General features: G+C 73.0%; 15 protein-coding genes. 4 read left to right on the top strand and 11 right to left on the bottom strand.

Going from position 1 to position 18,780, the window contains the following annotated elements; genetic code table 11:
- Window positions 1-165: 165 nt before the first annotated feature.
- Genes ettA through ACFY2L_RS05305 form a run of 3 tightly spaced genes read left to right on the top strand, consistent with a single transcriptional unit; the run spans window position 166 to window position 2,939 of the window.
- Window positions 166-1,830, top strand: a complete 1,665-nt coding sequence (ettA, locus tag ACFY2L_RS05315) for an energy-dependent translational throttle protein EttA (protein WP_390659970.1) — start codon at window positions 166-168, stop codon at window positions 1,828-1,830.
- Window positions 1,831-1,836: 6 nt separating this feature from the next.
- The gene (locus ACFY2L_RS05310) at window positions 1,837-2,247 is read left to right on the top strand and encodes an acyl-CoA thioesterase (RefSeq protein WP_390659969.1); all 411 of its coding nucleotides are present in this window, start codon (window positions 1,837-1,839) and stop codon (window positions 2,245-2,247) included.
- Window positions 2,244-2,939, top strand: a complete 696-nt coding sequence (locus ACFY2L_RS05305; RefSeq protein WP_390821524.1) for a hypothetical protein — start codon at window positions 2,244-2,246, stop codon at window positions 2,937-2,939. Before ACFY2L_RS05310 ends, ACFY2L_RS05305 begins: the two co-directional genes overlap by 4 nt.
- A 112-nt stretch (window positions 2,940-3,051) precedes the next feature.
- Here the strand turns inward: ACFY2L_RS05305 and ACFY2L_RS05300 are convergent, their stop codons facing one another.
- Window positions 3,052-3,456, bottom strand: a complete 405-nt coding sequence (locus tag ACFY2L_RS05300) for a globin (protein ID WP_390659967.1) — start codon at window positions 3,454-3,456, stop codon at window positions 3,052-3,054.
- 113 nt (window positions 3,457-3,569) lie between these two features.
- Here ACFY2L_RS05300 and ACFY2L_RS05295 point away from each other — a divergent pair, with 113 nt between their 5' ends.
- Window positions 3,570-4,580, top strand: a complete 1,011-nt coding sequence (locus tag ACFY2L_RS05295; RefSeq protein ID WP_390821523.1) for a methyltransferase domain-containing protein — start codon at window positions 3,570-3,572, stop codon at window positions 4,578-4,580.
- 29 nt (window positions 4,581-4,609) lie between these two features.
- Here ACFY2L_RS05295 and ACFY2L_RS05290 read toward each other — a convergent pair whose 3' ends face one another.
- The 10 genes from ACFY2L_RS05290 to ACFY2L_RS05245 form a co-directional block, all read right to left on the bottom strand.
- Window positions 4,610-6,391, bottom strand: coding sequence for an FHA domain-containing protein (locus ACFY2L_RS05290; RefSeq protein WP_390821522.1), 1,782 nt, complete (start codon window positions 6,389-6,391; stop codon window positions 4,610-4,612).
- A 41-nt stretch (window positions 6,392-6,432) separates the two neighbouring features.
- Window positions 6,433-7,779, bottom strand: a complete 1,347-nt coding sequence (locus ACFY2L_RS05285; RefSeq protein WP_390821521.1) for a VWA domain-containing protein — start codon at window positions 7,777-7,779, stop codon at window positions 6,433-6,435.
- Between the two features lie 84 nt (window positions 7,780-7,863).
- Window positions 7,864-9,174 (bottom strand): PP2C family serine/threonine-protein phosphatase, encoded by a 1,311-nt coding sequence (locus tag ACFY2L_RS05280; RefSeq protein ID WP_390659963.1) that lies wholly within the window; start codon window positions 9,172-9,174, stop codon window positions 7,864-7,866.
- Window positions 9,175-11,688, bottom strand: coding sequence for a tetratricopeptide repeat protein (locus ACFY2L_RS05275; RefSeq protein ID WP_390821520.1), 2,514 nt, complete (start codon window positions 11,686-11,688; stop codon window positions 9,175-9,177).
- A gap of 2 nt (window positions 11,689-11,690) precedes the next feature.
- A complete protein-coding gene (locus ACFY2L_RS05270; protein WP_390821519.1) occupies window positions 11,691-13,016 on the bottom strand; it encodes a hypothetical protein in 1,326 nt (441 codons plus the stop codon).
- Between the two features lie 57 nt (window positions 13,017-13,073).
- Window positions 13,074-14,105, bottom strand: a complete 1,032-nt coding sequence (locus ACFY2L_RS05265; protein WP_390659960.1) for a glutamate ABC transporter substrate-binding protein — start codon at window positions 14,103-14,105, stop codon at window positions 13,074-13,076.
- A gap of 14 nt (window positions 14,106-14,119) precedes the next feature.
- Window positions 14,120-15,481 carry a hypothetical protein gene (locus ACFY2L_RS05260; RefSeq protein ID WP_390821518.1) on the bottom strand — a complete coding sequence of 454 codons (1,362 nt, stop codon included), beginning with the start codon at window positions 15,479-15,481 and terminating at the stop codon, window positions 14,120-14,122.
- Between the two features lie 167 nt (window positions 15,482-15,648).
- Window positions 15,649-16,623: an N-acetylglucosamine kinase gene (locus tag ACFY2L_RS05255; protein ID WP_390659958.1), complete on the bottom strand. Its 975-nt coding sequence runs from the start codon at window positions 16,621-16,623 to the stop codon at window positions 15,649-15,651.
- Window positions 16,614-17,879 carry a 6-phospho-beta-glucosidase gene (locus tag ACFY2L_RS05250; RefSeq protein WP_390821517.1) on the bottom strand — a complete coding sequence of 422 codons (1,266 nt, stop codon included), beginning with the start codon at window positions 17,877-17,879 and terminating at the stop codon, window positions 16,614-16,616. Before ACFY2L_RS05250 ends, ACFY2L_RS05255 begins: the two co-directional genes overlap by 10 nt.
- A 6-nt stretch (window positions 17,880-17,885) precedes the next feature.
- Window positions 17,886-18,779, bottom strand: coding sequence for a carbohydrate ABC transporter permease (locus ACFY2L_RS05245; RefSeq protein ID WP_390659956.1), 894 nt, complete (start codon window positions 18,777-18,779; stop codon window positions 17,886-17,888).
- Window position 18,780: the final 1 nt, after the last annotated feature.

Here is an 18,780-nt window from a genome sequence, read left to right as displayed (position 1 = left end):
AGGCCACTCGACAGCGACCGGCGACGACAGGCGTCCCGCACCTGTCAACAGGGAAACCCCAGGTCACAGCCCCTCGACCGAACGGGTTTCCCCCCAGGGGTAGCAGTCCGGCAAGATGGGGTGTATCTGCCCACTGCCAGATTTCAAGCTGCCGGACGGTTTCTCTTGGCTGAGTACATCTACACCATGCGCAAGACGCGCAAGGCACACGGCGACAAGGTGATCCTTGACGACGTCTCGCTGAACTTCCTGCCCGGCGCGAAGATCGGTGTGGTCGGCCCGAACGGTGCCGGTAAGTCGACCGTTCTCAAGATCATGGCGGGGATCGAGCAGCCGTCGAACGGCGACGCGTTCCTCTCGCCCGGCTACAGCGTCGGCATCCTCATGCAGGAGCCCACGCTCAACGAGGAGAAGACCGTCCTGGAGAACGTCCAGGAGGGTGTCGCCGAGATCAAGGGCAAGCTCGACCGGTTCAACGAGATCGCCGAGCTGATGGCCACCGATTACAGCGACGCGCTGCTCGACGAGATGGGCAAGCTGCAGGAGGACCTCGACCACGCCAACGCGTGGGACCTGGACGCGCAGCTCGAGCAGGCCATGGACGCGCTCGGGTGCCCGCCCGGCGACTGGCCCGTGGTCAACCTCTCCGGTGGTGAGAAGCGCCGCGTCGCGCTCTGCAAGCTGCTGCTGGAGGCCCCCGACCTGCTGCTCCTCGACGAGCCCACCAACCACCTCGACGCCGAGTCGGTGAACTGGCTGGAGCAGCACCTCGCCAAGTACGCGGGCACCGTCGTGGCCATCACCCACGACCGGTACTTCCTCGACAACGTCGCCGAGTGGATCCTCGAGCTCGACCGCGGGCGCGCCTACCCGTACGAGGGCAACTACTCCACGTACCTGGAGACCAAGGCCACCCGGCTCAAGGTCGAGGGCCAGAAGGACGCCAAGCGGCAGAAGCGGCTCAAGGAAGAGCTCGAGTGGGTGCGGTCCAACGCCAAGGGGCGTCAGGCCAAGTCCAAGGCCCGCCTCGCCCGCTACGAGGAGATGGCCGCCGAGGCCGAGAAGATGCGGAAGCTGGACTTCGAGGAGATCCAGATTCCCCCGGGCCCGCGGCTCGGCAACGTCGTCGTCGAGGTCAGCAAGCTCAACAAGGCCTTCGGTGAGAAGGTCCTCATCGACGATCTCAGCTTCACCCTGCCGCGCAACGGCATCGTCGGGGTCATCGGGCCGAACGGCGCCGGCAAGACGACCCTGTTCAAGATGATCCAGGGTCTGGAGACCCCGGACTCCGGCGACATCAAGGTCGGCGACACCGTCAAGATCTCGTACGTCGACCAGAGCCGCGAGAACATCGACCCGAAGAAGACCCTCTGGGCGGTCGTCTCCGACGAGCTCGACTACATCAACGTCGGTCAGGTCGAGATGCCGAGCCGGGCGTACGTCTCGGCCTTCGGCTTCAAGGGTCCCGACCAGCAGAAGCCGGCCGGTGTGCTCTCCGGCGGTGAGCGCAACCGCCTGAACCTCGCGCTCACCCTCAAGCAGGGCGGCAACCTGCTGCTCCTCGACGAGCCGACCAACGACCTGGACGTGGAGACGCTCTCCAGCCTGGAGAACGCGCTGCTGGAGTTCCCCGGGTGCGCCGTGGTCGTCTCCCACGACCGGTGGTTCCTGGACCGGGTCGCCACGCACATCCTCGCCTACGAGGGTGACTCCAAGTGGTTCTGGTTCGAGGGCAACTTCGAGTCCTACGAGAAGAACAAGATCGAGCGTCTTGGCCCGGACGCGGCGCGTCCGCACCGTGCCACCTACAAGAAGCTGACCCGGGGCTGATCGATCTTGCGGCACATCTACCGCTGCCCGCTGCGCTGGGCGGACATGGACGCCTACGGCCACGTCAACAACGTGGTGTTCCTCCGCTACCTGGAGGAAGCCCGTATCGACTTCCTGTTCCGCCCGGAGAAGGACTTCAAGCAGGGGTCCGTGGTGGCGCGCCACGAGATCGACTACAAGCGCCAGCTCGTCCACCGGCACTCGCCCGTGGACATCGAGCTGTGGGTCACGCAGATAAGGGCGGCGTCCTTCACCATCACCTACGAGGTGAAGGACGGCGACCACGTCTACGTCACCGCGTCGACGGTCATCGTGCCGTTCGACTTCGAGGCGCAGCGCCCGCGGCGGCTCACCGCCGAGGAGCGTGAGTTCCTGGAGGAGTACCGGGACGACGCCGAGGAGGCCGTCGCCGCATGACGGTGCTCCACCTCGCCGACGAGGGGGAGGCGGCGGACCTCGCGGCCTTCCTCTCCCGGCTGCTCCACTACGACCGTGGAGCCGCGGTCCGGCTGCAGGCGGCCGGCACCGCGCTCGCCGTCTTCGGCCGGCCGCCCTCCTTCGAGGTGCTCGCGATCCGCGCCGTGCGGCTGGCCAAGCCGTACGAGGACGGACTCGAGGCCACCCTGGACGTCACCGTGTCCGCCGGCGAGCTGCTGGAGAGCGTGGACGAGGCCGGGGCGACGGCCGCCGTGCCCGGGGCGGTGACCGGGCCGCCGTGGGCCGGTGTGCTGCCGCCGCGCGGCGGCTGGCGTCCGCAGGAGGGACTGCCGGAGCCGGACGCGCTGCGCGCGACGGTCGCCGCGGCCGTCGGTGAGTTCCGGCGCCGCAGCGATGCGTTGCCGGCCGAGAGCCGTCAGCGGGCCGAGCTCGACCGGATCGGGCGGGAGATCTGGTCCCGGACGGTCGCGGACACCGGGCTTCCCGTACGGGCCGTGCACGCGGCCCAGTCGCTGGGCTTCCTGCGGGCCGCGGGGGCCGGGGCGGATCTCGCGCTGCTCTCGTCGGGTGCGTGGCTGCGGCTGCGCACGCCGTACGGGTCGATCGCCGTACGCCGGGCGGGGGCGGGACTCGGGACGCCGTCCCTCAGCGTCCGCCCCCGGCATCCCTGAGTGTCCCGCGCCGACGGACGCCAACGCACCCCCAGGGCGTCGGCCGACAGCACCCCCTGAGAGTCCGCCGACAGCGGCCCCCGACGCGGTCACCCCCAAGGACGCCCCGGAGTCACTCCGGGGCGTTCACCATCGACGCCGCCGCGTACGTCAGGTAGTTCCACAGGGTCTCCTCGTGCTCCTCGGAGAGCCCGAGCCCGTCCACCGCGTCCCGCATGTGCTTCAGCCAGGCGTCGTGCGCGGCCCGGTCGACCACGAAGGGCGCGTGCCGCATGCGCAGCCGCGGGTGGCCGCGATGGTCGCTGTAGGTCGTCGGGCCGCCCCAGTACTGCATGAGGAACAGCGCGAGGCGCTCCTCGGCCGGGCCCAGGTCCTCCTCGGGATACATGGGCCGCAGGACCGGGTCCTCGGCGACTCCCTCGTAGAAACGGTGGACCAGCCGGCGGAAGGTCTCCTCCCCACCGACCTGCTCGTAGAAGGTCTGCTCCTGAAGCGTGCCGCGCCGAATCTCTTTCACCTCCCCATGGTCTCAGACGGGGAGACCGAGGACTCCGGGCTTAGGACCACGAGGACGCCGGCCCCGGGACCACCAGGTTCGCCGCGGCGCGGGTTCGGCCGCACAGTGGAGGCATGAGCGCGCACGCCCTCGACCACGACCTGGAGGACCTCTCCGCCACGGCGCGGGCCGCGATGGTGCGCGCGGTCGCGGCGAGCGGCGCCTTCGCCGCCGACCCGCGCTGGCAGCAGGCCTTCGCGACGGTCCCGCGCCACCTCTTCGTGCCGTACTACTACGTCAGCGGCGTCGGCGGATACGAGCGGCGCTGGGGCGAGAGTCCCGACCCCCGCACCCGCGAGCGGTGGGTGCGCGGAGCCTACGAGGACACCCCGCTGGCCACCCGGCTGCGCGACGGCGAACTGCTCTCCTCCAGCAGCCAGCCCTCGCTGATGGCGCTGATGCTGGCCGAGCTGCGGGTCGAGGACGGCGACCGGGTGCTGGAGATCGGGGCCGGGACCGGCTACAACGCGGCGCTGCTGTCGTACCGGCTCGGCGACGACCACGTCACGACCGTGGACCTGGACCCGGAGATCACCGAGTCCGCGCGCCGGCACCTGACCGCCGCCGGTTACCACCCGGTGGTCGTCACCGGGGACGGGGCGCGCGGGGTGCCGGAGCGGGCGCCCTTCGACCGGATCATCGCGACCTGCCGGCTGGCGTCGGTGCCGCGCGCCTGGATCGCCCAGTGCCGGCCGGGCGCGATCGTCCTCACCCCGCTGGCCACGGGCCTGGTCGCGCTGACGGTACGGGACCGGGAGCACGCCGAGGGGCACTTCCTGCACACCCCCGCCTACTTCGTCCCCCTGCGCGGGCAGGGCCGGCCCGCGTCCGAGCCGGTCGCGCTCGGCGGCGTTCCGCGCCGGGCCAGGGAGAGCGATCTGTTCCGCTTCCTGCTGGACCTCACCCGGGGCACCCTCGACCCCCAGGAGGCGTACGCCCTGTGGGAGCGCGAGGGCATGCCGGACCGGCGGCGCTACGGCGTCACGGTCGGCGCGGAGCACGCGTGGGCGTGGCTGGACGAACCGGAGGGCCCGTACGCCTGGCCCCTGCCGGGGTCGACGGGGGCGCGGCTCGTCGAGCCGTGACCCCCGGCCCCGGACACCTCCGGGGTACGTCAGCCGCGGCGGATCGTGATCGTCGTCCAGGCGCCCACGTGGACCCGGTCGCCGTCCTGCAGCGGCACCGGGACGAACGGCTGGATCGGCTCCTCCCCGCCGTTGACCGTCGTGCCGTTCGTCGAGTTCTGGTCGACGACCGCCCAGGTGCCGTCCGGCTGCTGGACCAGGACCGCGTGCTGGTGCGAGACGCCCGGGTCCTCCGGCGGCACCGACAGGTCTATGTCGGGGGTCTCGCCGGTGGAGTGCCGGCGGCGGCCGATGGTGACCTGGTTGCCGGTGAGCGTGCGCTGCTGCTCGGGCGAGTACGCGGGCAGGTTGAGCCCCGCGGCCTCGGGACCCGAGCGCTGCATCATGGCCATGAAGTACGCGCGGTCCGGTCCGATCGTCGCCGTCCAGGTGGCCGGCTGCTGCGGGAACGCCGGGCCGGGCGGGGGCGGCGCCTGGGTGGAGCCGGGCTGCGGGTAGCCGTAGCCGCCGCCCTGGGGGGCGGAGCCGGGGCCACCGGGGCCCTGGCCCTGACCGTGGTGCGAGGGCGGGGAGATCACCCAGTCGTCGTCGCCACCGCCGAACGGCCCGGCGCCGGGCTGCGGCCGCCCCGTCTCCTGCGGGTAGCCGGACGGAGCGGACGGACCGGGGGGCTGGAAGGCCTGCGGTATCCCGGGACCACCAGGACCGCCGGGGCCACCCGGGCCGGGCGGCGGCGGGACGGGACGGGAGGGGTCGGCACCGAAGCCGGAGGGACCGCCCGGACCCCCGGGGGGGCCACCGGGGCCGGTGGGCTCACGTCGGAAGGGGTCCGCGGACGGACCCGAAGGCTCGCGCCCGAAGGGGTCGGCGGAGGGCCGGCGACCGCCACCGGGGCCGGAGGGCTCCCGCCCGAAGGCACCACCGGGAGGACCGGGAGGGTTCGGAGGACCGGAAGGCTCACGCCCGTAGGCGCCGGGGCCACCGGGACCGCCCGGGCCGCCCTGACCGCCGGGCTCGCGTCCGAACGCGCCGGGACCGCCGCCCTGACCGCCGGGCTCACGCCCGAAAGCACCCGGGCCGCCCGGGCCACCGGGGCCGCCGCCCTGACCGCCGGGCTCGCGTCCGAACGCGCCCGGACCGCCGCCCTGACCGCCGGGCTCACGCCCGAAAGCACCCGGGCCGCCCGGGCCACCGGGGCCGCCGCCCTGACCGCCGGGCTCGCGCCCGAACGCGCCGGGACCGCCGCCCGCACCCCCCGGCCCCGAGGGACCCTGCGGCTCGCTGCCGAAGGGCGGGCCCGGCGGGATCGGTTCGGCGGGACGGTTCACCTGCGACGGGCGGGAGCCCTGGTACTCGAAGGAGTCACCGCCGCCGAACGACGGGGGCGGTGCCGGGAAGCGCGCCCCGGGACCGCCCGGACCGCCCGCGCCGCCGGGACCGCCCGGGCCGGGGGCCGGCGGGCGCGGGGCGGCCGGGGTGTACGAGGTCGCGGTGTTGGTCAGGAAGTTCCACCGGCACTCCTCGCAGAAGGGCGCGCCGCCCTCGCGGGGCGTACGGCACTGCGGGCAGAGTTCCGGCTCGTGGCCAGGCGCGCCGGACAGGTGCGACCGGCCACCGGGCCGGCCACCCGGCTGGCCCGCGGGCTGACCTCCGCCCGGGCCGGGCTGGGTCGCCTGCGGGGGCGGGAAGCCGTAGCCGCCGGCCGTGGGCGGAGGCGGCGGGGGCGGGGGTACGGCACCGGCCATGCGGTGACCGCAGACCTCGCACCAGTCGTCGGAACCCGACTGGTGTCCGTTCGGGCAGGTCGGCATGTCGGCGCGTCCCCCTCTCCTTCGGTGACCTAGTGGTTACGTCACTTCTTTACACGAACAGTCTTTGTGGACCGGGTCTCGAGGGTCATCTCGTCCGCCTCGGCGACCTTCGCCTTCAGTCGCACAGTACCTGTCGGGGCATCGACCACGTCCACCACCTTCGCAAGCAGTTTCGCAGTATCGGCATTTCCCGAGACGCTCGCGAGCTGTACGGCACGGCCCAGTTTGGCCGTGGCTCCGTCCATGTCTCCCGCTTTGCGCAGGTCCAGGCCCTGTTGGATGACCTGTGCCAGTTCGGCCTGTCCCGTGTAGTGCGCGACCTGCGGGTTGATCGACGTCGAGGCGGCCATGTCGTCGGTCCACACGGCCCGTACGAGACCCTGTGCGCCGAGGTTGTGGACCGTACCGTCCGGCTGCGGAACGACCAGGGAGACCCGTGCGGCCAGCATCTCCTGGCCCACGTGCGCGGCCGGGACCTCGACGCACACGTGGTAGTCGCGGGACTCGTCGCCCCAGGAACCGGTGGGGTAGTCGCCCGCGCGCGGACCGGCCTCGGTGCGGCGGTCGGTCAGCTCCACGACGGTCGGCGCGACCTGCTTGACGAACTTGATGGTGGTGCCCACCGGCGTCCACAGCCGCAGCGCGACGTCCGCGACCTCCTTGCCCATCGCCGTCTCCATCATCTGCGTGAAGTCGGCGGCGAGACCGGACGGGTCGGCGACGATGTCGGCGGTGCCGAGCAGGGCCGAGGCGATCCCTGTGACTTCTTTCACTTCCCAGTCGGTGCCCACACCGCGGGCGTCACAGGTGAAACGGCCCGCGCAGTCGTCGAGGGCGGCCTTGAGGTCGGTCGGCGACTCGTGCTCGTTGCGGCCGTCGGTGAGCAGGATGCCGTGCCGGATGGCGACCTCGGCGGAGGACAGCAGCCGGTCGGCCAGCCGCAGCCAGGTGCCGATCGCGGTGCCGCCGCCCGCGCTCAGCCGGCGCAGGGCCTGCTTGGCCTGCTCCCGGGTGGTGGGGTCGGCGACCGCGAGGCGTCCGCCGCCCGGGTAGACCTCCTTGGCCACGTGCGTGCCGCCGACCACCGCGAAGTGCACGCCGTCGCGCAGGGTGTCGACGGCGGCGGCCGTGGCGTCACGGGCGTTGCGCATCTTGGCCGGCGGGTAGTCCATCGAGCCGGAGCAGTCCACCATGATCGCCACGGCCGCGGACGGGCTCTGGCCGGGCGCGTACAGGTGCGGAGCGGCGACCGCGCCGCCGACGGTGCCGCCGCCGGTCGCGGTCACCGTGACGATCGCGTTGACCTCGCGGCCGCCCTCCGGCAGGTACTCGTTCTGGTAGACGTCCACCGAGAACTGCGGCACGTTCGACTTCGAGAAATTGGCCATGCCTGATCGAATCCCCCTCGCTGGGTACGGACCGGTCCCCTCCGGCCCGCGGGCGTGTGACCCATGGTCTCCCCGTGTGCGCCCTCAGGCGTTTCCTGCCCCCTGCGGGGGTGCGGGGAACGGTACGACGGCCACTGTTACGTTGTCGTGGCCCCCGCCGTCCAGGGCGTGACCGACGAGGACCTGGGCGCAGTGCAGGGGCCGTACGGCGGCGTCGAGGGGGACGATCTCGGCCATCTCCTCGGCCGCCTCGGCGTAGTTCCACAGGCCGTCGGTGCACACCACCACCACACCCGGACGGTCGGGCTTGAAGGAAGCGGTGTGCGGCTCCAGTTCGTAGGCGTCCGCGCCGAGCCAGCCGGTGATCGCGTGGGCGCGTTCGTCGGCGTAGGCCTCCGCCTCGCTCATCAGGCCGGCGGCCACCATCTGGGCGGCCCAGGAGTCGTCCTCGGTGAGCCGGGCCGGGGGCGCGCCGCGGTCGGCCGGCACCCAGTAGACGCGGCTGTCGCCGACCCAGCCGACGACCAGCAGACCCGAGGTGACCACCGCGCCGACGAGGGTGCAGGCCGGGGAGTTCTGGTGCGGGGCGTGCTCGCGGGCCGTGGCGGGCTCGTCGGCCAGCGCGTTGACCGCGTGCGAGGCGGCGACGATCGCCTCGTGCATCGCCTGCTGCGGGTGGGCGCCCTGGGGGAGGGCAGCCAGCAGCGACTCGCTCGCCGCCCGCGAGGCGGCCATGGAGGCGTCGTCGGGGCGGGTCGCCGAGGAGACGCCGTCGCAGACGATCGCGACGAGCGCGGGGGAGCCGTCGGGCAGCGTGGCGTGGCCGAGGCCGAAGGCGTCCTCGTTGCGGTGGTGGCGCAGGCCGCGGTCGCTGACCGCGGCCACCGGGCCCGACTCCAGCTCCATGTGGTCGCGTTCGCGCGGCTGGGCGTGGCCGCAGTTCTCGCAGTACCCGTCGTCGTCGACCCGTCCGGCCCGGCAGGCCACACAGACCTTGGCCGGCCCGCTCACCGTGACGGCCTCGGCGGCGACCCGCGGATCCGGTGCCTGCAACGGATACTCCTCGGGCTCGGCGGGCCGGTCGAACCGCACCCCGGAGGCGGGGGAGACGGGAGAACCGGGGGAGGGCACGGAGCCGGCGGGACCGGCGGCCTCCGGCGGGGCCGGGGCGCCGGCGGCGGGCCGGGCCGGGGGCGTGGCCCAGCCGGCGAGCGCCTCCGGGGGAGCCGGCACGGCAGCGCCGTTCATCGTGAGGGTCGGGTGGTCCTGCGGGCGGGGCGGTACGACCGACAGGTCGTATCCGCACGCGCCGCAGAAACGGTCACCCGCGTCGAGCGGCTCCGCGCAGCTCGGACACGTCGGCAGGGCGGCCTGCCGGGGCATCTGGGACATCAACTACACCCACGTCCGGGGGCGGTAACGATTGGCACGTTCCACCAGGTCGATCCTCTCCTCACCGCCGGTCGCCAGCCGGGCCAGCGTGCGGTACGAGCGCTCCAGGCCGAACCGGAGCCCCCGTTCGTCGAGTTGGCTGCCGAGCAGCGCCCGCCGGGCGTCCGGGCCGGCACCCTGGCCACCGGAGAGTATCCAGTCCAGCGCGCAGCCGAGGACTTCCGCGGACAACTGCTCCCGCCGCGTGGGGTCGAGCCCGTACGCGTCCAGTGCCTCGACCTGCGCCGCCGCCGCGGTGAGGTCCTCCTGGAAGGGTACGTCGGCGGCGGCCGCGGTCCGCCGGCGGAGCCGGGCCCGCACCGCCGCCACGCGCGCGGCCGTGTAGTGGATGGACGACTCCGGCACCGATTCCAGCGTCCGTACGGCACTGCGGCGGTCCCCGGCCGCGAGCTGCACGCGCGCGAGGCCGAACGCGGCGCTCACATAGCTCGGATCGGTCGACCAGACGAGGCGGTAGTACTCCGCCGCGTTGTCCAACTGGCCCAGCACCTCGGCGCACAGGCCGAGCGCCAGCTTGGGCGCGGGCTCGCCCGGGAAGGCGTCGTAGATCGCGTCGAAGGCGAGCGCGGCGCCCTCGTGGTCGCCGGTGACCAGGGAGGCCACGCCTCTGTACCAGACGACCCGCCAGTCGTCGGGCCGTTCGTCCTCCAGCTTCTCCAGGGACTGCAGGGCGGCCTGGTGGTCGCCGTTCTCCAGCCAGGCGCGGACCTGCCGCAGCCGGGTCTCCACGGACGGCGCCGGCGCGGCCGCGAGGGCCGTGATCAGCTCGGACGGCGCGGAGGTCATCAGGCCCGCGAGGAAGCCCGCGTTGGGGTCGGTGGGGTCGACGTGCGGGACGGGCAGCGCGAGGCCGGCGGGGGACGCGGGGACGGTCCTCACCAGAGCGGGGGCGGTGGCGGCCGGGGCGGTGGGGGTGCCGGACACCGCCGCGGCCGGTGCGGAACTGCCGTTCCCCCGACGGGTCCTGACGACCCGTGCGCCCAGCCGTGACACCTCCCCGTCCAGCTTCGGGAACAGCTCGGTGTCGGTGACCTTCACCTCGGGTCCGAACAGCGTCGACAGGGCGGGCCGGGCCCGGCCGCTCTGCAGCGAGACGACCTCCCGCAGCACGCCCGTGAGCTGCTCGGCCATCTCCTGCGCGGAGCCGAACCGGCGGGCCGGGTCGGGGTCGGTGGCCCGGACCAGCAGCCGGTAGAAGGACTCGTACCGGCGGAAGACGTCGATGGTGTCCGGGTCGGGGAGCGAGTCGGCGAAGACGGTCGTGTAGCCCTGGAAGTCGAAGGTCAGGACCGCCAGGGTGCGGCCGACCGTGTACAGGTCGGACGCCACCGAGGGGCCGGCGTCCGCGACCTCCGGCGCCTGGTAGCCGACCGTGCCGTAGATGGCCGACTCCTCGTCGTCCATCCTGCGCACCGCGCCCATGTCGATCAGCTTGAGCTGGTCCTCGGTCTGGATCGCGTTGTCGACCTTGAAGTCGCAGTACAGCAGGTTGCGGCTGTGCAGGTGGCCGAGGGCCTCGAGCGCCTCGATGCCGTAGGCGCAGGCCTGCTCCACCGGCAGCGGGTCCCGCTTGCCGTCGGAGGTACGGCGGGCGTTGGCGATCTCCTTGAGGGACTTGCCGCCCACGTACTCCATGACGATGTAGCCGTCGAGCGAGCCGGTCCGCTGGTCGAGGTGCTCGACGAAGTTGTAGATCCGCACGATGTTGGCGTGCTCGATCTCGGCGAGGAAGCGCCGCTCCGAGATGGCCGCGGCCATGGCGTCCTGGTCGCCGGTGTCCAGGAGGCCCTTCAGCACCACCCAGCGGTCCGAGACCGCGCGGTCCACCGCCAGGTAGATCCAGCCCAGACCGCCGTGCGCCAGACAGCCCGCGACCTCGTACTGGCCGTGCACGACGTCGCCGGACTTCAGCTTCGGGACGAAGGAGTACGGGTGGCCGCACTTGGTGCAGAAGCCCTCGGTGCGCCCGGGCCGGTCCCCGCGCGCGCGGCCCACCGGCGCGCCGCAGTCGGAGCGCGAGCAGAACCGCTTGCGCTCGGGCACCTCGGGGTTCTCCAGCACCATCGCGCGCGGGTCGGGGCGCGGCACCTGCGGCACGGAGACCAGGCCCACGCCCAGCCGCGCCCGCCCGGAGGAACCGGCCGACGAGCCGGAGCTGCGCACCGACACCGAACGGCCCGTCGACCTGCCCGACAGGGAGCGCGAGAGCCGTCCCGAGACCGAGCGGCGCGACTTCGACGACTGCGACGACGTACGCGACGAGCCGGCGGGGGCGCTGGAGCTGCCGCGGGTCACCCCGGTCGGGGACGAGCCGACCAGGCCGTCCCCGGAGGAGGGACCCCCGGCGGAGACGACCGGGGCGAGCCCGCACGTGTCGCAGTACAGCTCGCCGCCGCCCACGTCCTCGTACGACCCCTCGCAGCCCGGCCGCTGACATGTCTGCCCTGCCTGACTCATGGCTACCGCTCCCCCCTGTGGTCCTCGGGCCCGCCCTGGTCCGGCACGCGCGGGGCGGACAGCAGTTCGGCGGCCGCCTGCTGGTAGCGCAGCACCGCCTGTTCGGCGACGCGCAGATCGCAGGGCGCGCTCCACAGCATGCGGCGCGCCGCGTCGTAGCGCTCGATGAGGAACGGGTCCTCGGCGAGGCCGTGCCGGGCCACCTTCGCCTTGTACGCGTCGAGCCGGCCGCGCAGCTCCGCGCGGACCGCCAGCGGCGCGGTGACCGCGGTCAACGACTCGCGGGCGCGCAGCAGTTCGTCCTCCGCCTTCTGCTCCAGGGACTCCAGGAGCGGGGACAGCCGGTGCCACTGCCCGTGTCTGCGGTACTCGGCGGCCGTCGCCAGCTGTTCCTGGAGCACGGTCGGCGGGCCGCTGACCACCGGCACCTCCGTCGCGGCGATCTTGGCGAGCACCTCACCGCGCGCGGTGCGCGCCTCGGCGAGCGTGCGGTCGGCGCGGCTGAGGACGTCCCGCAGCTTCACCAGCCGCTGCTCGGCGTCCTGACGGACCGTCAGCACGGCGTCGATCTCCCGCCGTACGTCCTCCAGCGCGCGGGCCTCGCGGTCGTACACCGTGGTGTCCGGGCGGCCGCCGCCGGGCGCCGAACTGCCCTGCGCGGGCACCCAGTACGCCAGCGGGTCGGACACCACCTCCTCGCGCAGCCGGGTCAGCGTGTCCGTGATGCGCTCCAGGTCGTCGCCCGCCGGGTGCTCGCCCGGGCGCACGCCCACGGAGTGCGCGAGCCGGCGGGTGCGCTGGAGCTCGGCGGCCAGTAAATCGATCCGCGCGGGCAGCGCCGACCACACCGCGTCGGCGGCGACGACCATGTCCAGCGACGCGGCGTACAGCTCGTTCATCCGGTCGACGAGGGTGGCGAGCGAGAAGCTCTGGCTGAGCTTGCCCGTGCCGTGCAGCGTGGGCGCGTTCGCCGTGGCGGCGGCCGAGCCGGCGACCGTGACGGACTCGCCGCGCAGCAGCTCCGTCAGCTCCACCAGGTCCTCGCGGCTGGACCAGCGGCGGCGCGAGCGGATCTCCCGCGCGGAGCGCAACGCGTCCGTGTACGCGTCGAAGTAGGTCCACAGCAGGGTGATCGACGCCTCCGCGGCCGCCCAGCGCTCCTTGGTCACCCCGGTCAGCCGGGCGCCTTCGAGGAGCCGGCGGCCCGCGTGGTCCTGCAGGGCGAGGAGCGAGGTCTCGATCGCCTCGTGCTCCGCGCCGAGCCGCGCCAGCGCACGGTCGACCTCGTCCCGGTCCATCACCGGCCCGGGCGGTCCCGTGACGCCCATCGATCACCTCTCCGCTGCTGTGTCGTTCGTCCGTTCGCTGCCCGCCCCGGTGGCCCGTCAGCTCTTGCGCAGGTACTGCGGCGGCGACGGCGGCTTCGACGTCGCCGCGTCCCTCCCCAGTGTGGCCGACAGCCAGCGGTCGTACGACGTCTGCCAGCCGCTCGCGCGGTAGTCCACCAGAATCTGATTGACCCGGCGTACCAGGTCGTCCGCCTTCACGTTCATCGCCACGCCGTAGTACTCGGTCGTGAACGGGGCGCCCTTGAGCGCCAGGGTCGGATCCTGGGCCGCCTGGCTCGCCGCGAGCGCGCCGTCCGTGACCACCGCGTCGACCTCGCCGAGCTGCAGCCGTACCAGGCAGTCCAGTTGGTTGGGGACGACGGTGCCGAGGTCGACGCTCCTGGGGATGACGCCCGCGTCGCGGTCCTTGGTCAGCTGCCCGTTGGCCGTGGAACTGGCCGCCGTGCAGATCTTCTTGTCCGCCAGGGTGTCGTCGTAGCCCTCGACCGGCGACGACTTGGGGGCGAGGACCTGCTGGCCGGTCTTGAAGTAGGGCGCGGAGAAGGCGACTTCCTTCAGACGGCTGCACGTGATGGTCATCGTGCGCACGACCATGTCGACCCGGCCCTCCTGGAGGGCCGGGATGCGCTGGTTGGTCGGGATGGCCTTGAACTGGACCGCCTCCGGGTCGCCGAGGATGTCCTGGGCGATCCGGTGGACCAGGTCGATGTCGAAGCCCTCCAGCTGGGCGCTGCTGTTGTTGGGGTCGCGGTAGCCCCAGCGGTAGCTGTTCTGGTCGACGCCGACGACCAGCTTGCGCTTCTCGCCCTGCCGGGCCTTGATCGCGGCGATCGTCGGACCGTCCGCGCCCGACGGCGACAGCGTCTGCTTCTCCGGGTCGGTGCAGTCGTCGTCGGCCGCCTGGGTGCCCGCGGCGACCCGCGGGCCGCCCAGGCCCGTGGAGCCGTCGCCCTGGCGCTGGGTCAGCGGCAGCAGCAGCACGAAGGCCAGCGCGAGGGCGCAGACGACCGCCATCGCCCCGACGCCGCCCCAGCCCTTCAGACCGTCCCGCACACGTCGCGCACGCATCGTCACGCCCCCTCTCACCGGTACTCCGACAGCCTGCGGCCGATGCCGAGGACCGCGCCCGCCGCGCCCAGCACGGCGAGGACGGCGGCGCCGACCGGGAGCCCGGTCATCGCGTCCAGACCGTCCCCGGCCGCCTGCTGGAACTCGGCCCGTTCGTGCCGGAGAGCGAGGTCCAGGTTCTTGTCCACGCTGTCGAAGCATTCGGCGGTCGCGCCCTTGGCGCCGATCACCAGGGCCAGCGCCTGCTCGTAGTTGCCGTTGTCGTCCTCGGCGCGGGCCGCGGTGTGGCGCTTCTTCCACACCGCCATGTTGCCCTCGGCGGAGGTCACCGGCTTCTCGCCGGCCCGGTCGTCGGCGTACTCGGCCGCCAGGGCGAGCCCGCTGCCGAGGTCGTCCATGTCCGCGGTGAAGTCGTGGTCGTACTTGTCGAGGGTCGTCGCGTCCGTGCCGCTGCCGACCTTCACCGTCTCCGCGCCGCGCGCCACCAGCGTGAGGTTCTCGTTGCCGCGCGCCTTGAGGGAGGCGATCCGCGCGTCGTGCAGCACGTTCAGCGAGCGCACGCCGTGGTCGTAGGAGTCGTTCAGGGCGGCGCGGGCCACGCTGTGGCCGACGACGAGCCACAGCAGCACGACGGTGGTGGTCGCCGTGGCCGCGACCAGCCCGTGGTTCAGGACCCGGTTCGTCCGGCGGTAGTTGCGGTGCTGGGCCCAGGCCAGGCCGGCCAGCGCGAGGACGCCCAGCGCGATCGCCGCCCACGGGTAGGGGGTGGCGTCGGCGTAGTCGTCCTCCAGGCGCTGGTTCTCCTTCTGGTAGAGGTCCTCCGCCGCCGGGAGCATGTCGTCCTGCATCTTCTGGTTCGCGTACCGCAGGTAGGCGCCGCCGACCGGGAAGCCCTGCCGGTTGTAGGTGCGCGCCCGCTCGACCAGGCCCTTGTACTCCGGCAGCAGCTTGTTCAGTTTGGTGATCGCCGCGGCGGAGGGGGAGCCCGGGTCGGAGTTGTTGGCGGCGGTGACGAGGTTGGCGGCGGCCTTGTCGATGTCGTCCTCGTAGCGCTGCCGGGAGGCGGCCGTCTCCTGGCCGCCCGCCAGGAAGCCGCTGGACGCCGCCGTGTTGGCGTCCGCGAGGGAGCGGTAGATGTCGGCCGCTGCGGCGCTGAGCGGCTGGCTCTGGTGCAGCACGTCGTCGGCCGCCGCCTCGCGGTCGGCCGTCTGCCAGGCGGTGACCGCCCCGAAGGCGACCACGAGGAGGGCGAGGAGGGCGCCGATGACCCGCAGCCGGCCCGGTTCCGTGGTCGCGGCGGCGCGCGCCTTGTCGACGCCCTCGGCGAAGGCCGTACGACGGGTCGGCGGTGGAGTGAGTGTTGCCGGTTCTGCCACGTTGTTGACCTCCCCCATGGTCATGCCTCGCCGCAAGTATCGCTGGCGGGAGTGACAATGCGAACCGGCATCCCTGGATCTTGATCAGATCGCAGTCACCCCTGCTCATCAATACGCTGCGGGTGTGTGTTCGGTTCCTTCGCCGGGGGCCGCGGCCGGGGGACGGGCTACCCCGCGTCGAAATGCGCGCGCACCCTCTCCTGTGCTCCGGCGCCCGCCTCCAGCCGGTCCAGGCCCAGGAGCGCCGCCCCCAGCACCGGGCGGGCGCGCACCACCCGCGCCACCGCCTTCGGCGCCCGTGCCGCCAGCCGTTCCCGCACCCCGTCGTCCAGCCGGCTGTGACCCGCCGTCAGGACACCTCCCCCCAGCAGCACCGGGGTCTCCTCCTCCAGCAGCTCCAGCCGGGTCAGGGCCACCGTCGCCATCGTCACCACCTCCTCCGCCAGGCGGTCGACGATCCCGCGGGCCACCGTGTCGCCCTCCGCCGCCGTCGCGAAGAGGACCGGCGTGAGTTCGTGCCGGCGGGCGTCCGGGATGCGGGCCAGGTGCAGTGCCTCGATCAGGGCGTACATGCCGGGCAGGCCGAAGTGGGCGGGCAGCGTGCGGGCCAGGGCCGTGTCGCCGCCCCTGCCGTCCTCGGCCCGGGCCGCGTGCCACAGCGCCTCCTCGGCCAGCCCCCAGCCGCCGCCCCAGTCGCCGGAGAGGCGGCCCAGGGCGGGGAAGCGGGCGGTGCGGCCGTCGGGGCGCATGCCGACGCAGTTGATGCCGGCGCCGCAGACGACGGCCACGCCCCGGGGGTCGGGCACGCCGGCGCGGAGGATGGCGAAGGTGTCGTTGCGGACCTCCACGGTCGTGCCCCACGCGCGTGCGTGCAGCGCGGCCGCCAGCTGCTCCTCCTCCACCGGCAGGTCGGCGTTGGCGAGGCAGGCGGAGACATGGGTCACCGAGGTGACACCGGCGGAGCCGTACGCGCGCGCGACGGTGCCGGCGAGCGTGTCCACGGCCGCCGTGACGCCGACCGCGGGCGGCCGGAAGCCGCCCCCGCGGGCGGTGGCGAGCACCTCCCCGTCGGCCGCCACCACCGCCACGTCGGTCTTGCTGTTGCCCGCGTCGATGGCGAGGACGCTTGCGGTCAGGCCCACGCGAGGTGCTCCCGGTTGTGTGCGATCAGACGGTCGGTCAGGGCATCGGCGTACTCGTACTGGGCGACCAGGGGGTGGGCGAGGAGGGCCTGGAAGACCCGGTCACGGCCGCCGCGCAGGGCCGCGTCCAGGGCGAGGGCCTCGTACGCCGTCACGTTCGCCATCAGGCCCGCGTAGAGCGGGTTCACGGGGGCCACCGGGAGCGGGGAGGGGCCCTTGGAGCCCACCGCCGCCTGGACCTCGATCACCGCGTCGTCCGGGAGGAAGGGCAGCGTGCCGTTGTTGTACGTGTTCACCACCTGGTACGGGCTGCCCGTCCCGGTGAGCAGCGACGCCGCCAGGTCCACCGCGGCCTCCGAGTAGTACGCGCCGCCGCGTTTCGCGAGCAGCCCGGGCTTCTCCGTCAGCGCCGGGTCGGCGTACAGCTCCAGCAGCTCCCGTTCCATGGCGGCCACTTCCGCCGCCCTGGAGGGCTTCGTCCGCAGCTCGCGTACGACCTCGTCGTGGGCGTAGTAGTAGCGCAGGTAGTAGGACGGGACCACGCCCAGGCCGTCGAGGAGGGGCCGGGGCAGGCGCAGTTCGGCGGCGATGGCGTCGCCGTGGCCGGCCAGCAGCCCCGGCAGGACGTCCTCGCCCTCCGGGCCGCCCAGGCGCACGCCGGTCTCCCAGGTGAGGTGGTTGAGGCCGACGTGGTCGAGGTGGACCTCCGGCGGGGAGACGTTCAGCAGCGCCGCGAACCTGCGCTGCAGGCCGATCGCCACGTTGCACAGGCCGACCGCCCGGTGGCCCTCCCGCAGCAGGGCGCGGGTGACGATGCCGACCGGGTTGGTGAAGTCGACGATCCAGGCGTCCGGATTCGTGCGGCGGACCCGTTCGGCGATGTCCAGGACCACCGGGACCGTCCGCAGCGCCTTGGCGAGGCCGCCGGCGCCGGTGGTCTCCTGGCCGACGCAGCCGCACTCCAGGGGCCAGGTCTCGTCCTGTTCGCGGGCCGCCTGGCCGCCGACGCGGAGCTGGAGCAGCACGGCGTCGGCGCCGTCGACGGCCCGGTCCAGGTCGGAGGTGGTGACGATGCGCCCGGGGTGGCCCTGGCGGGCGAAGATGCGCCTCGCCAACCCGCCCACCAGTTCCAGGCGTTCGGCCGCCGGGTCGACCAGGACCAGTTCCTCCAGCGGGAGGGTGCCGCGCAGCCGGGCGAACCCGTCGACGAGTTCGGGCGTGTAGGTCGAGCCGCCGCCGACCACGGTGAGTTTCATGGCTTGTTAACCCTTTACTCCGGTGAGGGTGACACCTTCGACGAACGCCTTCTGCGCGAAGAAGAACACGAGGATCACGGGGGCCATGACCAGCACGGTGGCCGCCATGGTGAGGTTCCAGTCGGTGTGGTGGGCGCCCTTGAAGGACTCCAGGCCGTAGGAGAGCGTCCAGGCGCCCGGGTTCTCCGAGGCGTAGATCTGCGGGCCGAAGTAGTCGTTCCAGGCGTTGAAGAACTGGAAGAGCGCCACGGCGGCGATGCCCGGCCTGGCCATGGGGAGGATGACCTTCAGCAGGGTGCGCAGGTCGCCGCAGCCGTCCACCTTCGCCGCGTCCACGTACTCGTTCGGGATGGTCATCAGGAACTGGCGCAGCAGGAAGATCGAGAACGCGTCGCCGAACGCCAGCGGGACGATCATCGGCCACAGCGTGCCCGACAGGTCCAGCTGCTTCGCCCAGAACAGGTACATCGGGATGACGACCACCTGCGGGGGCAGCATCATCATCGAGATCACCAGCATGAGCGTGAGACTGCGGCCCCGGAAGCGGAACTTGGCCAGGGCGTACGCCACGGGGACGGAGGACACGACGGTCAGCACCGTTCCCAGCCCGGCGTAGAGCAGCGTGTTCCGCCACCAGGTGAGGAAGCCGGGGGTGTCGAAGACCTTGCGGTAGTTGGCCCATTCCCAGGTGTGCGGGACCAGGTCCCGGCTGAGCGCCTGCGAGTCGCTCATCAGCGAGGTCAGGAACACGAACACGAAGGGAAGGGTGAAGAAGAGGGCCGCGGCCACGCCGAGGGAGTGGACCGCGATCCATTCCAGGACCGCCCTGCGGCGCGCGGTGCGCCCGGCGGGCGAGGCGGGGGTCCGCGCCTCCACCGGCCGGTCCAGTACCTGAGTCATG

Origin of the sequence: Streptomyces sp. NPDC001381, from assembly GCF_042895685.1 — a bacterium.
Taxonomy (GTDB): domain Bacteria; phylum Actinomycetota; class Actinomycetes; order Streptomycetales; family Streptomycetaceae; genus Streptomyces.
The sequence above is the reverse complement of the archived record's forward strand: the minus strand, read 5'-3'. Positions and strand labels throughout refer to the sequence as shown.